Source organism: Rhodoferax sp., assembly GCF_037143375.1.
Lineage (GTDB): Bacteria > Pseudomonadota > Gammaproteobacteria > Burkholderiales > Burkholderiaceae_C > Rhodoferax.
Map to the genome: position 1 here is coordinate 1 of NZ_JBAWYV010000026.1, position 13173 is coordinate 13173.

At 55.3% G+C, this 13173-nt stretch carries 13 protein-coding genes and 1 pseudogene; 10 read left to right on the forward strand and 4 right to left on the reverse strand.

Annotation, left to right across the window (positions count from 1 at the left end):
- The 7 genes and pseudogenes from WCG50_RS06285 to gor form a co-directional block, all read left to right on the forward strand.
- Positions 1-435: glutathione S-transferase C-terminal domain-containing protein (locus WCG50_RS06285; RefSeq protein WP_336898728.1), on the forward strand; the 435-nt coding region annotated here is incomplete at its 5' end.
- 119 nt (positions 436-554) lie between these two features.
- A complete protein-coding gene (locus WCG50_RS06290) occupies positions 555-890 on the forward strand; it encodes a hypothetical protein (protein WP_336898729.1) in 336 nt (111 codons plus the stop codon).
- Between the two features lie 5 nt (positions 891-895).
- A complete protein-coding gene (locus WCG50_RS06295; RefSeq protein WP_336898755.1) occupies positions 896-1426 on the forward strand; it encodes an NADPH-dependent FMN reductase in 531 nt (176 codons plus the stop codon).
- A 70-nt stretch (positions 1427-1496) separates the two neighbouring features.
- Positions 1497-1688: pseudogene (locus WCG50_RS06300) on the forward strand (IS5/IS1182 family transposase); the annotation flags it as partial.
- A complete protein-coding gene (locus tag WCG50_RS06305; protein ID WP_336898730.1) occupies positions 1601-2125 on the forward strand; it encodes a RidA family protein in 525 nt (174 codons plus the stop codon). The pseudogene WCG50_RS06300 and the gene WCG50_RS06305, both read left to right, overlap by 88 nt.
- A 218-nt stretch (positions 2126-2343) precedes the next feature.
- The gene (locus WCG50_RS06310) at positions 2344-2763 is read left to right on the forward strand and encodes a DUF2917 domain-containing protein (protein WP_336898731.1); all 420 of its coding nucleotides are present in this window, start codon (positions 2344-2346) and stop codon (positions 2761-2763) included.
- A 13-nt stretch (positions 2764-2776) separates the two neighbouring features.
- Entirely contained in the window at positions 2777-4192 is a 1416-nt protein-coding gene (gene gor / locus WCG50_RS06315) for a glutathione-disulfide reductase (protein ID WP_336898732.1), read from the forward strand.
- Between the two features lie 90 nt (positions 4193-4282).
- Here the strand turns inward: gor and WCG50_RS06320 are convergent, their stop codons facing one another.
- The 4 genes from WCG50_RS06320 to WCG50_RS06335 all read right to left on the reverse strand — a co-directional run bounded on the left by WCG50_RS06320 (position 4283) and on the right by WCG50_RS06335 (position 7148).
- A complete protein-coding gene (locus WCG50_RS06320; protein WP_336898733.1) occupies positions 4283-5416 on the reverse strand; it encodes a serine hydrolase domain-containing protein in 1134 nt (377 codons plus the stop codon).
- Positions 5403-5930 (reverse strand): DUF3313 family protein, encoded by a 528-nt coding sequence (locus WCG50_RS06325; RefSeq protein ID WP_336898734.1) that lies wholly within the window; start codon positions 5928-5930, stop codon positions 5403-5405. The genes WCG50_RS06320 and WCG50_RS06325 overlap by 14 nt, the downstream gene beginning before the upstream one ends.
- Before the next feature lie 142 nt (positions 5931-6072).
- Positions 6073-6492: a hypothetical protein gene (locus WCG50_RS06330; RefSeq protein ID WP_336898735.1), complete on the reverse strand. Its 420-nt coding sequence runs from the start codon at positions 6490-6492 to the stop codon at positions 6073-6075.
- Positions 6489-7148, reverse strand: a complete 660-nt coding sequence (locus WCG50_RS06335; protein ID WP_336898736.1) for a DUF2306 domain-containing protein — start codon at positions 7146-7148, stop codon at positions 6489-6491. The genes WCG50_RS06330 and WCG50_RS06335 overlap by 4 nt, the downstream gene beginning before the upstream one ends.
- 126 nt (positions 7149-7274) lie before the next feature.
- Between WCG50_RS06335 and WCG50_RS06340 the strand changes: the two genes are divergently transcribed.
- From WCG50_RS06340 to WCG50_RS06350, 3 genes are all read left to right on the forward strand, one after another.
- Positions 7275-9893: a LuxR C-terminal-related transcriptional regulator gene (locus WCG50_RS06340; RefSeq protein WP_336898737.1), complete on the forward strand. Its 2619-nt coding sequence runs from the start codon at positions 7275-7277 to the stop codon at positions 9891-9893.
- Positions 9894-10005: 112 nt separating this feature from the next.
- Positions 10006-11022 (forward strand): dienelactone hydrolase, encoded by a 1017-nt coding sequence (locus WCG50_RS06345; protein WP_336898738.1) that lies wholly within the window; start codon positions 10006-10008, stop codon positions 11020-11022.
- 579 nt (positions 11023-11601) lie between these two features.
- The gene (locus tag WCG50_RS06350; protein ID WP_336898739.1) at positions 11602-12915 is read left to right on the forward strand and encodes a bifunctional diguanylate cyclase/phosphodiesterase; all 1314 of its coding nucleotides are present in this window, start codon (positions 11602-11604) and stop codon (positions 12913-12915) included.
- The last annotated feature ends 258 nt before the right edge of the window (positions 12916-13173 follow it).

The window sequence follows — 13173 nt, forward strand, 5'->3', positions numbered from 1 at the left end:
GGCGCCATCCTGCTCTATCTGGCGGAGAAGACCGGGCAGTTGCTGCCCACCGACCCTGCCCAGCGCTACGAGACGATCCAGTGGCTGATGTTTCAGATCGGAGGCATTGGCCCGATGTTCGGGCAACTCGGCTTCTTCCACAAGTTTGCGGGCAAAGAGTTTGAGGACAAGCGCCCGCGAGACCGCTATGTGGCGGAGTCCAAACGCTTGCTCGGCGTATTGAATCAGCGCCTGGCAACACGCGACTGGATCATGGGCGACACCTACACCATCGCTGACATCGCCATCTTCCCCTGGGTGCGCAACCTGGTCGGCTCCTACAACGCCGCTGACCTGGTGGGCATGCAGGACTTTCCCTGTGTGCTGCGCAGCCTGGACCACTTCGTTGCCAGGCCAGCGGTCGCACGCGGACTGGACATTCCCATGCGTAGCTAAGGATGAAACGAAGAAGTAAGGGCTGCTGTCGGTACCGACTGCGATTGCTACAGCCACTCCATTGGCCGCAGCAATCGCAGATCGGGAACCGGTGCATCTTCAAAGACTCAATCGCTTCGATGGCATCTGTTTCGACCATTTCATCTGCTGGCACCCTCCAAGGCGCGACGGACGGGAAGCCGTCTGTGGCACTGCATGACAAGCTTGCCAGGTGCATCCAACAGTTGGGTGACTGGCAAGCCTGCCCGTCCAGCAAGACGCCTGAGGGAAAGCAGATCATCCAAAACCTGCAAACCCAGATTCGGAGCATCGAGTCCAGAATCGCAAGTGCCGACAAGGGAACTGCGTTGCAATCGTCTGTCGCGTCTTCCTCTCAAGGTTCGGCGCAGGTTGTCAATATTTCTCGTGCGACGGGACTGGGTTTGATCGGCCGTCTGGTCGATGCGTTTGCGTAATGCCAATGGCTGCCTTCAACGTCCTGGCCATTTCGGGAAGCTTGCGTGCCTTGTCCACAAACACTGCGATGCTTCGCATGGCGCAATCCTGTGTACCCGAAGGCGTTCACCTGCAGATTTTCGAAGAGTTGGCCCACTTGCCACTTTTCAATCCAGACCTTGAAGAGAATGAACCACCTTCAGTTCAACGCTTGAGAACGGCCATTGGCCGCGCTGATGCGTTGCTGCTCGCCAGCCCGGAATACGCACACGGCATCAGCGGTGTCTTGAAAAATGCACTCGACTGGATGGTCTCCAGTGGTGTGTTTGCAGGCAAGCCCATTGCGTTGTGGAACGCCTCTCCGCGTGCCTCCTTGGGATTGGCAGCCCTGCGTCAATCTCTTCACGCCATGTCGGCTTGTCTTGTGGCTTCAGCTGATCTTGAGTTGCTGATCAAACCCGCAGAACCTGGTCACTTGCAGGTCAATCCCGGACCCGCTGCGATGCATGCGGCTCTGGAATGCCTTGAACTTTCTTGTGCAAGCGATCTCACCTAAGGCAACGATGAATAAGTCCAAGCTGGCCTACGACTTGCATGTTGGTGTGTAACTCCGAGAGGGCGCACCAATGAAGCAACAAACCCTGGCCATGGCGGCTGACCAATCGTTTGAGAACTGCCGTAAGCCCACCCGGCGCGATGAGTTCCTGAAGACGATGGAGGCCATCGTCCCATGGGCATCGTTGTGCGCAGTCATAGAGCCCCACTATCCGAAGGCAGGCAACGGCCGTCCACCGATTGGTCTGGAGCGCATGCTGCGCAAAGCGCGCCGGCAGGCAACTACGTGGCCGCAGTCCGATCCAGAAACCTCCTGTTTCTGTCGGGCAAGGGACCGTCACCCACTGAGGGCGTGGCAATAAAGGGGCCACTGGGTCGCGAGTTTTCAGCGGAGGAGGGCTATTCCTTTGCACGATCCGCCTGTTTGGAAATCCTTGCAGTGATTCAGGACCATCTCGGGTCCCTCGACCTAGTCAAGCACATTGTCGAAGTCCATGGCTTCCTGATCGCCGTACCAGCATTTGAGGATCATGCCTGGGTTCTGGACGGTGCTTCAGATCTGATGGTCGAGGTGTTTGGACCTGCGGGCGTGCATGCACGCTCGGTCATTGGTGTCAGCGCACTTCGCAAGGGTCTGCCGCTCACCATCAAAGCCATCGTGGAAGTGAAAAACACACAGGAGGTCGTGCACGTTGAATGAGCAAGGGCAAGCTTGTGCACCATTCCCATCGCTGTATCCACTGCAGTGGCGACCCCATGCTTTTGATGAGGCGTCAACTGCATCCATGAAATGCAGAGAGCGCGCCTTCCGCAATGGGTGCCAGGGAAATACGATGCAGACATGCCCAATACTGCAGTTCGCAGGCAATGCAATTCATACGGCCTCTGCGGGGTCTTAGCCAACATCAGGAGCCCAGCGTGCATCTCGATACCTACAAACCAACGCCTTCTGTTTCGTGGTCCATGATCCGAGGCAAGGCACAATTTATTTATCCTGAAACAACGGGCTTACTGCGCGTCACGTCCGGAAGGGCCTGGGTCAGTTTGCGTCCTGCCACGGAGCTACCGCCTCTGCGCTGGTGCCCAGAGATTGAGCCGGGCGACATATTGATGGGTCCCGGCAAGGGCTTGGCGTTAGATGCCAGGCAAAGAGTGCTCATCGAATCATGGCCAGTGGGTACCGGCAAAAGCACCGATCTGATTTGGGAAGATACCAAAACGCAACAGGGCAACGACCGTTGGCAAGATGCGGTGGTGCAGTCTGCGTCCCGGATCGTTCGCAGTGCGAAGCAGCTGGCAGTCGCGCTACGCATTCAACGCATCCCCAATCAACATTAATCGGAGACAAACAATGAACCCCTATGACTACCAACTTTTTGTGATCGGTGGCGGTTCCGGTGGCGTGCGCGCTGCGCGTATCGCATCCAGCCTCGGCGCACGCGTCGCCATCGCAGAGAGCTATCGCTATGGGGGAACCTGCGTCATTCGCGGATGCGTGCCCAAGAAACTGTTGGTCTACGCGGCGCACTTTGCAGAGGACTTTGCCGATGCAAACGGGTTTGGCTGGAGCGTCCCGCCCGTTGAATTTTCCTGGCCCCGCTTGATTGCAGCCAAGGACAAAGAGATATCCCGCTTAAGTGCTCGGTACGAAGACAATCTGGTCGGCTCGAACGTGATCACCCTGTACGGAACTGCCCGCGTGGTGGACGCCCACACGGTGGAGATAAACGGCCAGCGCATTACCACCGAGCACATCCTGATCGCCACCGGCGGAACCCCGTTCCTGCCGCAGATCCCGGGAATAGAACACGCCATCACGTCCAACGAAGTGTTTGATCTGCCCGACTTGCCGAGCCGCGTGCTGATCGTTGGCGGTGGCTACATCGCGGTGGAATTTGCGGGCATTCTCCATGGGCTGGGCGCGCAAGTGACCCTGTGCTACCGGGGCGATCAGGTCTTGCGCGGCTTCGATGAAGACATTCGTGCGCATTTGCAGGCCGAGATGGTCAAGAAGGGCATCACGGTGTTGCTGCACCAGGATGTGGCCCAACTGGAAAGGTTGCCTGATGGCTCGCTCTCTGTTGGCTTTGCCAGCTCGGGTGACTCTTCCCTAGCGGTAGATGCGGTCCTGTATGCCACGGGAAGAATTCCCAACACCCAAGGCCTTGGCTTGGACGACATTGGCGTGGCCATAGATCGTTCCGGCGGTGTCAAAGTGGATGCGTATGGAAAAACCAATATCGACAGTATTCACGCCGTTGGCGATGTCACTCATCGCATCGCGCTGACCCCGGTAGCCATCCGTGAGGGCGTGGCACTTGCCAAAACGCTGTTTGGCCCCACACCCATAGCAACAGACCTGACTACCGTGCCTTCTGCGGTGTTCAGCCAACCGCCTGTAGGTACCGTAGGACTGACCGAGGAGCAGGCACTTTCTCAGTGCAGCGAAATTGATGTCTACACTAGCATCTTCAAAAACATGCGCCACAGCCTGTCGGGGCGTGACGAACGCACCCTCATGAAGCTCATCGTGGACAGTGCGAGCCAGCGGGTGTTGGGCGCCCATATGGTGGGCAGCGATGCGCCGGAGATCATCCAGGGCCTGGCCATCGCCATCCACATGGGTGCCACCAAAGCCGATTTCGATGAGACCGTGGCTCTGCATCCTTCGGCGGCCGAAGAGTTTGTGACCATGCGCGACAAGATCAGTAAAAAGAGAAGCAATGACCTGTCTTCGTTCAGCAGAAAGTCTTCCGATAAGACTTGAATGAGGCAAAGAAGCAAATTGGCGAGAGATAATTCTTGTCTAAGAGTTGGGTCGCCAATATTCGCTTTCCCAAACGCTGGTCAGGCTGCGCTAATGGCGCAAAATAATTTGCGCAATTTTTTCAGCGATCGTGTCCGGTGCGAACTCATGGAAATCACTGTTGGCCAGGACGGCAACAAATAATTCCTCATTTGGGAAGCGCAACGTGGCTGCACTGAAACCACCAATATCACCGCCGTGTTCAAGCGTATTGCTACCACCGAGTCCGCGAATGAACCATCCAAAGCCGTAGCCAGTATGGCCGCCACTATTTAGAGTGTGATCTCTGGCCATCAGGTCCCAGGATTTGCGTCTAAGGAGCGTTCCATTTGTGATGGCATTGTCCCAGCGCACAAGGTCGTCAACACTGGTGCGCATGGCCCCCGCCGCAAACGGCCAACTCATACTGTAATAGGGCACTTTGATGATCCCATTTCTGCCTCGCGTGTAACCAATGGCAGTAGCAACAGGACTCGCAGCGCTTTCGATCTCGGTACTGTGCATTTGAAGGGGTTGAAAAATCTGCTGCTGCATGAAATCCTGGTAGCTGATACCGGACACCTTTTCAATGATTGCTCCGAGTAAAAAATAGTTGGAATTACTGTACGAAAAGCGTTGACCCGGCTGAAACTGGAGTGGAGTATCCTTAAAAAATGCTATGGCATCATCGACGTTCACGTCTTTTTCCAACACAGAACCGAATTGCGGCAACTCCGTGTAATTTCGGATACCGGACGTATGCGTCAACAGATTTTCAATGGTGATGTGACAGCCATACTCAGGATAGTCGGGGATATGGCTTCCGATCTCGTCCGCTAAAGAGATCTTGCCTTGCTCGGCAAGCAACATGATTGCAGCGGCGGTAAATTGCTTCGTAACAGAGCCCGTGCGCAGGGGAAGTTCTGGTTGCAGTGGTACTTTCGTCTCTGCATTCGCCACCCCATAGGCTTTGCGGAACAAGATGATGCCGCGCTGCGAAACAATGACGGTTGCGCCTGGCTCTCCGAGGTTGAAATACTTAGATAGCATCTCATCAATTTCATGCGCGAGAACGTAAGTTGTAGCGGTTTCATAGATGTCGGGTGTGATGTCCCCCGACTGATCCCGTGCGGATACAGCTAAAGAAATAAGCGTCAACGACAGCGAGATGAGAAAATCCGCACTGGGAAACCTAACTTTTTTCACTAAGGAGTTTTGCCAGTTCGACCGCAGCTGCATTCAACGCCAATTCAGCCGCTGCCAATGCCGAGAACCTAGCTTTGAATTCAGTGATTGGGACGAAATAGGCATGCGCCATGCTTGCGAGTGGTTGTAGCGTCTGTGCATCCAAGACTTGAATTTCCACGGCAGCACCGCCACGATCAAGAGGCACTGTCAAAAACACGGATGTTAAAACGTTCAACGCAGGGTTCACAGACTCGACTCGGGTGATGACTGCCTGGATAACCACCGGGTGTCCGCCTGCACTTCGCGGCAGCGCTTCGGCTTCCCTGGAAATGGCTGTTTTCAGCGTAGAAATTAATCGTGCTCTTTCATTCTCAGGAACCCCTGCATCGATTGGCATGGCCCATTCAACCGAAATAGAGCGGACCTGATGTGGGTCTACGGGAGTAGGGGATCGATAGTAGGCCGTGCTGCCATCTTTCGAGGTCATCATCTCGCTTCTATTTTTCAAGAACCCGGTGTCGGTAGCTTGCATGGTCGAGCAGGCCGCCAGGCCAGTCACAGATACAAGAAATAGCAGTCGTATGGCGCGGGCAATGAGTGACTCAGAATTCGGTAAAAGTTTCATGATTGAAAGTGGTAAAAGTAGTTGGACAAAAAAGAGTGAGCGATAAGGTTTAGTAGGTATCGCTGGTGTGGATATCGACTAAGGCTTGACCGTCGCGAACTTCGCACTTCAACAAGTAGGTTTCCCCCACCAGCAACAACAGGGTCTTGCTGGGTCGGTAGCTCGTAAAGCCGTTAAAGCAATAGACCTGAACTTTGTACTCTCCAGCCAGTACCTGAATTTCTCTCGGGTAATCCGTAAAACCAGGTATACCGAACTGCTTCTCTTCGCCTGGCCCCGTGGTGTCAAGTTTTGAGTAGCCCCGAATGGTTGTATGGAAGTCATCGGAAAACGGCTTCCCTATAAAGCCTTTGATGACTGCAATGCCAGTTGTACCCTGAACGTCTCCGGCATATTGTTTGGTCGGCGTCATGAATCCGCATGCACCAAGCATGCTTGCCGCCACTGTGGCGATGAGAATATTTTTCATGTGGTTCCTCTATACAAACTCAAATTTCGTGGCGAGCACCTTTGGATGGCCATCTCTGCGACAAGCAAATTGATCAGCCATGCCAAGCTCATCAGCACGTCACGTTGCAACATGCTGGGTTGACCGATGAGAAGCATCCAGGGCAAAAGCACCACGACTTGCATGCCAGCACCTTGACCCAGTGCAAAAGTGCGAATCATCCAGGCACGGTGCGTGGCAATGTCGCCTTGTTTGACCGCGGCCACCGCCAGAAAAATAGAATGCAGCATTGCAACGCTCACGAAAACGCGCACTGCGCAAAGCAAACCGCCCTGCAATTCGGGTGGAATTGGGTACATGACCGTCATCCACAAACCCGTCAGTGCAGTAAAGATTCCGCTTGTAACCACTATGCGCCCCGAGACCCTGTGCCATCCGGGGTTTCGTTGGCGTAGCCCAGAAGAAAACTGGAAAGCGCCTAATATTGAAAACAAGCTCGCGCTAAGGACATGCACAATCACAGGGAAGGGTGCCGCCACGAATCGGGCGTTCTCGGTGCTGATCTCTGGATTGCCGGTAAGACCCACCAGGCGAGCAATTCCAGCAGCTAAGGGGATTGCGCTGATAACCAGTAGCACCAGCGGTACCTTCCAGTCGATTTGCGTGGCGTTTTTCATCAAAGGAGTTTATGAACGGAGCCCACTTTTGTAACCGTACTAAGGTATGGTTCTGCATGCACTTTGATGCACCTGACGCCTTTTCAGGGTCAAACCTGCGTCGTTTCGCGCCTGGATAGGTTCCCTATGTCAACAGCCCTACTGGCCACCAAGTTCTTCGCGCCGCCCCGTCCAGCCCATGACATTTCTCGCCCATTCCTGACCAAACGTCTGGACGAGGGCCTCTTGAGTAAGCTGACACTGGTGTGCGCGGCTGCAGGGTTCGGGAAATCCACCTTGGTTAGCCAATGGGCTCAGGATTGCCCGTACCCAAGCGCCTGGCTATCGCTCGACGTTGATGACCGCGATCCCAACCGTTTTCTCGAATACCTGGTTGCTTCATTGGAGGTGATTTCTCAAACCGTTGGCTCCGGCTTGGCGGCTTTGTTGAGGGGCTCTCCGCCCGCCTCGGCAGCGACTGTTTTGACCTTGTTGGTGAATCAGCTATCGAAGATTCCCGGCAAGCTGGTGCTGGTGCTGGATGACTACCATCTGGCGGCCAGTGCAGGCGTCAACGAAACCCTAGTGTTTTTGATCGACCATATGCCCGCGCAGTTACACCTGGTCGTCGTCAGCCGGGAGGAGCCCCAAATTCCGTTGGGGAGGTTGCGCGTTAACGGGCAAGTGGCAGAGATTCGTCAACAGGACCTCCGTTTTGGGTTGGAAGAAGCTAATGAGTTCTTCAATCAAGTCAGTAATATCAGTCTTTCCAAGACCCAGATCCACGCCCTGGAAACGCGCACAGAGGGATGGATTTCGGGTTTGAAATTGGCGGCCATGTCGCTCAAGATGCACCAGGACCCTGAGACCTTCATCGCGTCTTTCTCGGGTAGCCATCACTTCGTGCAAGACTACCTGATCGAAGAAGTCTTGCATCAGCAGCCCGACGATGTTCAGTCTTTTTTGCTTCGTACTGCGGTGCTGGATCGACTGTGTGGCCCCCTGTGTGATGCGGTATTGCAAAGCCACGGTGGGGAACAAGTCCTGAATCAGTTGGGTCTTGCCAATCTATTCATCGTGCCTTTGGACTCCGAGCGACGGTGGTATCGGTATCACCATTTGTTTTCCGACCTGTTGCGTCAACGTCTAGGTCAAAGAGAATCCGCTGCGCCACTTCACCGCCGTGCCAGCCAATGGTATGAGGACCAGGGCATGGAGGTTGAGGCCTTCCATCAAGCTACTCTGGCAAACGATATTACGGGCGCCATGCGGTTGATCGAAGGTAATGGCATGCCCCTGTACTTTCGTGGTGTGACCGCGCCTGTAGTGCAATGGCTTTCATCTTTGACGACCACAGTTTTGGACAGCAACCCGTTCCTTTGGGTGGTATTCTCCTGGTCGTTGCTGTTTTCCGGCCAACCAGGCCAGATTGAAGAGAAGTTGTCGGGTGCTGAAGCCGCCATGTCCAGTGACCCGCAAGATTCATCGACCACGGACACCTTTGGCCAAATTGCAGTCCTTCGGGCCTGGCTGGCGGTATACCGGAACGAGGCTGAAGCGATTTATGACCATGCGAGCCGAGCATTGGCGCTATTGAACCTTGAGAGTCGCCCCGCCCGTACCGCCGCCCATTGCGCCTTGGGGGTCGCCCAAATGTTTCGCGGTGAGCGGGCCAAGGCTAGTGCGGCGTTCTCTGAAGTGATCGGCGCGGGTTTATCTTCTGGAAATGTCATGTTTGCCGCGGTCGCATCAACCGCTTTGGCCGGTATTCAAGCGACTGATTACCAACTCCATTCTGCGGCTGCCACCTACCGCGAGGTCATAAAAATGATTGGCGACCCAACCCATGTGCTGGGTTTCGAGGCCCATCTTGGGTTGGCCAAAATTCTTTACGACTGGAACACCCTGGACGAGGCTGAGTCACTTGCGCTACTGTGTAGCGAGCTTGTCGTCCTGACTAAAAACAGATCCGAAATTGGGGCTGATCTGCTGCGCGCGCGCCTGCTGAGCGCCAAACAAGAGCACATGGAGGCCGAAGCCCTGCTCGCCCGAGCCGATGGGCTGACAAAAGCGGGGCAATTGACCGATCGCCAGCGAGAAGCGACCGACTTGCGGGTGCTGCAGATGCTGCGACGCGGCGACCTAGAAAAAGCGGCTGACTTGGCACGCGCACATCAGCATCCCGCAGGCATTGCCAGAACACTATTGGCACAGGGCAAGGGGTTGGATGCATTGCGGACTATCGAAGTCCTCAGGGGCACTATGGAAGCAGAGTTCCGCTCGCAAGATGCGCTCAAGGCCATGGTGGTGCAGGTCGTCATTCACCATGCCATCGGACAAGTTGACAAGGCCCGGCAACTGCTGCACGAGTGCGTGACGAAAGCGCAATCTCAAGGGTCTATCCGGCTCTTTGTGGATGAGGGCGCACCTATTCAAACACTGCTAAGTCAGCTGACGCATGAAACGGGGATCGCACCATATGTTTCACAGCTACTGGACGCGTTCGGCACGCAGGCGACTCAAGAGAAACGTGTCGCTGAGCCTGCTACAGCCACCTCATCCCACTTGCCTCTTGGCACCTTCAGCGATCGCGAATTGGAAATTCTCCGCCTGATTCAGGAAGGCCATTCCAACCAGAAAATCGGCGAACGGTTGTTTTTGTCACTGAGCACGGTCAAGTGGCACAACCAGAATATCTTTTCCAAACTGGACGTTCAACGGCGGACCGAAGCGGTTGCACGGGCAGTGCAATTGAAATTGCTATAAGTGCACGCCGCATTACAGCGGGAGCAAAAAACCATACTTTGGTAGGGTGACCAGAAGAGATACCTTGCCTAAACTTCGTGCCTGACAACTCCAACACCATCTGGAATAGCAAATGACCAACCATCTTCGGCGCATCCTGACCTCACTGGCCACACTACTCGTCGCAGGACACGCGTTCGCCTACGAGGCCGGCTGGATGCAGATTCAGACCGCTGGTACGACACCGGATGCGCCTATGACGACGGTCGCGCTGTACTACCCGACGATGGCCGCGCAGCGAGCCATCGTAATGGGACCATTCGCGCTTGACGTCGCAATTGGCGGCAAGCCCGTTGACAAGGTCAAGGCGCTGATCCTGCTAAGTCATGGCATCGGCGGCAGCGAGCTCGGGCACAGCGTCCTGGCGCAATCCCTTGCCCGCAACGGTTATCTGGTCGCCGCACTCCGCCATCCTGGCGACAACTGGCAGGATCGGTCTCTGATCGAGAAAAGCCCTGAGCGCTACTTTGACGAGCGGCCGCGGCAAGCTTCCCGGGTCATCGACGCGATCTTGGCCAATCCAGCATGGAAGGATCGGATTGCGACCGACAGCCAAGGGCCTCGCGTGGGTGCGCTTGGGCACTCGGCCGGCGGTTACACGGTGCTGGCGTTGGCGGGAGCCAGGCCGGATTTATCCCGCATGAAGCAGCACTGCCTGGCCGAAGCGTCCGAAGACCCGATCTTCTGCGGTATGGGACGCTCGGGGGACGCGATGCAGCCATTACCAACGGCCACGCTTTCTCTCAAGGACGAGCGCGTTCGGGCGATCGTCGCGATGGCCCCGACGGGTGTGCTGCTCTCCGCCGAATCGCTCGCCACGGTTAGGACGGCAACCATGATCTACGAGGCAGAGTTCGATCGTTTCCTGGTGCCACGATTTCATGCCGAGTGGGTCGCCAGCAATCTGCCTGCGCCGAATCTGCATCGGGTGCCCAACGCCTGGCACTTTGCCTTCATGGATGTGCCCAGCATGTCCATCCCAAGCCCGGACGGCGACGTCGCCGCGGACCCGCCGGGTTTTGATCGTAATGCGTTCCTGAAGCAAATTGCCGTCGAGATTACGGCCTTCTTCGACAAGAACCTTCTCTAGCCGATTCAGGTAATGGTTGTAGGGTTATTCGCAAGTGAGAAAGCAGTTAGCGCTTCTGTCTGGCCGTCAAAAACTTGCAATGTCTACCCGATGGCTACGAATAGCTACTTTCCCCTTTCTTAGCCGTCAGCAGTAGGCGCATAGTTTGTGGCCATGGCCACGACAAGCTGGTTCAGAACATCCCTATTCGACATCAATCTCAACGTCGGGTATCTCCCGCCCATGGCATTGAATTCCTGAATCAGCGTCATCTTTCACATGTTGCAGTATCTGTTTTCGATGACCCAATACGCAACTCAACTTTTTACTCTTGCCTCTGGTGCAGTCGCTATATTCCAATTGGCGCTTGTGCTGGGCGCTCCATGGGGTGAACTCACACTGAGCGGAAGGTGGAGAGACCACCGCCCACCCAAGATCCGTTTAATTGCAATTTTCTCAATAGTTCTTCTGTGTTGCTTCAGCGCCATCATTCTCTCGAGTTCAAATAATGACGTACCGCTCTTTGATTGGCATGTTCACCCACTTGCATGGGGCATTGTTGGCTACTGTGTAACAGTAATAGGGGCTCTGGTCGTTCGGATGGAGATCAACGACTTGGCGTTTTATGACCGCCTCACGCGCTTACCCAATCGCCGCTTGATCCTTGTCCGCCTGGAGCAAGCGATTGCCGCAAATTTTAAAAACAAGAAATATGGCGCCTTGCTGCTGGTCGACCTTGACCAATTCAAGACGCTCAATGACACGCGAGGTCATGAGTTGGGTGACTTGCTGCTGCAGCAGGTTGCAAAACGTCTGCCGAGTTGTGTGCGCGAAGGCGACACGGTGGCCCGGATCGGCGGCGATGAGTTCATGGTGATGCTGGTTGATCTGAGTGAAAACGCGGTGGAAGCTACGACCCAGGCCGAGCTCGTCGGCAAAAAAATACTGGCAACGTTCGAGCAATCATTCCAACTCAACGAGTCGGAGCATCGTGCAGCCGCCAGTATTGGCGTCACGCTGTTTGGCGGTGCCCAAATCGAGGTCAAATGCGAGCCCTTCAAACGAGCTGAGCGGGCCATGTACCAAGCCAAAGAGGCGGGCCGCAATACCTTGCGTTTCTACGATGCACAGATGCAAGCAGTGGTGACCGTTCATGCAGCACTGGAAGCGGATTTGCGCATGGCGGTGCAACAGGGTCAGTTCCACCTCTACTACCAGGCGCACGTCCATGGCGAGCAGATCACCGGGGTTGAAGCGCTGGTGCGTTGGCTGCACCCCCAGCGCGGCATGGTGTCACCTGCCGAATTCATCCCTCTGGCCGAAGAGAGCGGATTGATCCTGCCGTTAGGAAACTGGGTTTTGGAAACAGCTTGCACACAACTGGCCCTTTGGAGCGAGGACCTGGAGTTGGCTCATCTCACGGTGGCCGTGAACGTCAGTGCCAGACAGTTCTACCAACCTGACTTCGTAGAACAGTTGTTGGCGGTCATTGAGCGCACAGGTGCGAATCCCAAGCGACTCAAACTCGAACTGACCGAAAGCATATTAGTGTCTGATGTGGAGGGCATCATCGCCAAAATGACTGCACTCAAGCTGCGAGGGGTGAGCTTTTCGTTGGACGACTTTGGCACCGGTTATTCATCGCTTTCTTACTTGAAGCGACTCCCGCTTGATCAACTCAAGATCGATAAGGGTTTCGTGCGTGACATTCTGGTTGACGCCAATGATGCTGCAATAGCCAAGATGGTGATTGCGCTGGCCGAGAGCCTGGGTTTAACCGTGATCGCCGAGGGCGTTGAGACCGAGGGACAACGGGATTTCCTGGCTAGTTTGGGCTGCCATGCGTACCAGGGGTATCTGTTCAGCAGGCCGCTTCCCGTTGAAGAAATTGAGATTTATGCCAAGCGCAAATAACAAATGGGCTCTATGTAATAGACTGCTAACAGTTTCTAATGGGGATACAGGTAAGGTCTACGGAACGCTGCCTGTCATGATCGTTCCGCTGTCCAAACGCCGGACAGCAACGAAACTGGGATCCCCGTTGAGCAGACAGCTTTCATTGTATTGCTCTGGCGATAAACGACGACCAGCGAATTGCCGCTGGACAGCATCCAAAATAACAAAATTAGGCTGCCCGGAAGCGGGCACCGGCAGTCGTCGGCTTGCGCTGCA

Bases quoted from the DNA above. Each gene is read 5' to 3' on its own strand.
- WCG50_RS06290 (WP_336898729.1), top strand. From the start codon at position 555: ATGGCATCTGTTTCGACCATTTCATCTGCTGGCACCCTCCAAGGCGCG.
- WCG50_RS06295 (WP_336898755.1), top strand. From the start codon at position 896: ATGGCTGCCTTCAACGTCCTGGCCATTTCGGGAAGCTTGCGTGCCTTG.
- WCG50_RS06305 (WP_336898730.1), top strand. From the start codon at position 1,601: ATGGGCATCGTTGTGCGCAGTCATAGAGCCCCACTATCCGAAGGCAGG.
- gor (WP_336898732.1), top strand. From the start codon at position 2,777: ATGAACCCCTATGACTACCAACTTTTTGTGATCGGTGGCGGTTCCGGT.
- WCG50_RS06325 (WP_336898734.1), bottom strand. From the start codon at position 5,930: ATGCAAGCTACCGACACCGGGTTCTTGAAAAATAGAAGCGAGATGATG.
- WCG50_RS06330 (WP_336898735.1), bottom strand. From the start codon at position 6,492: ATGAAAAATATTCTCATCGCCACAGTGGCGGCAAGCATGCTTGGTGCA.
- WCG50_RS06335 (WP_336898736.1), bottom strand. From the start codon at position 7,148: ATGAAAAACGCCACGCAAATCGACTGGAAGGTACCGCTGGTGCTACTG.
- WCG50_RS06340 (WP_336898737.1), top strand. From the start codon at position 7,275: ATGTCAACAGCCCTACTGGCCACCAAGTTCTTCGCGCCGCCCCGTCCA.
- WCG50_RS06345 (WP_336898738.1), top strand. From the start codon at position 10,006: ATGACCAACCATCTTCGGCGCATCCTGACCTCACTGGCCACACTACTC.
- WCG50_RS06350 (WP_336898739.1), top strand. From the start codon at position 11,602: ATGGAGATCAACGACTTGGCGTTTTATGACCGCCTCACGCGCTTACCC.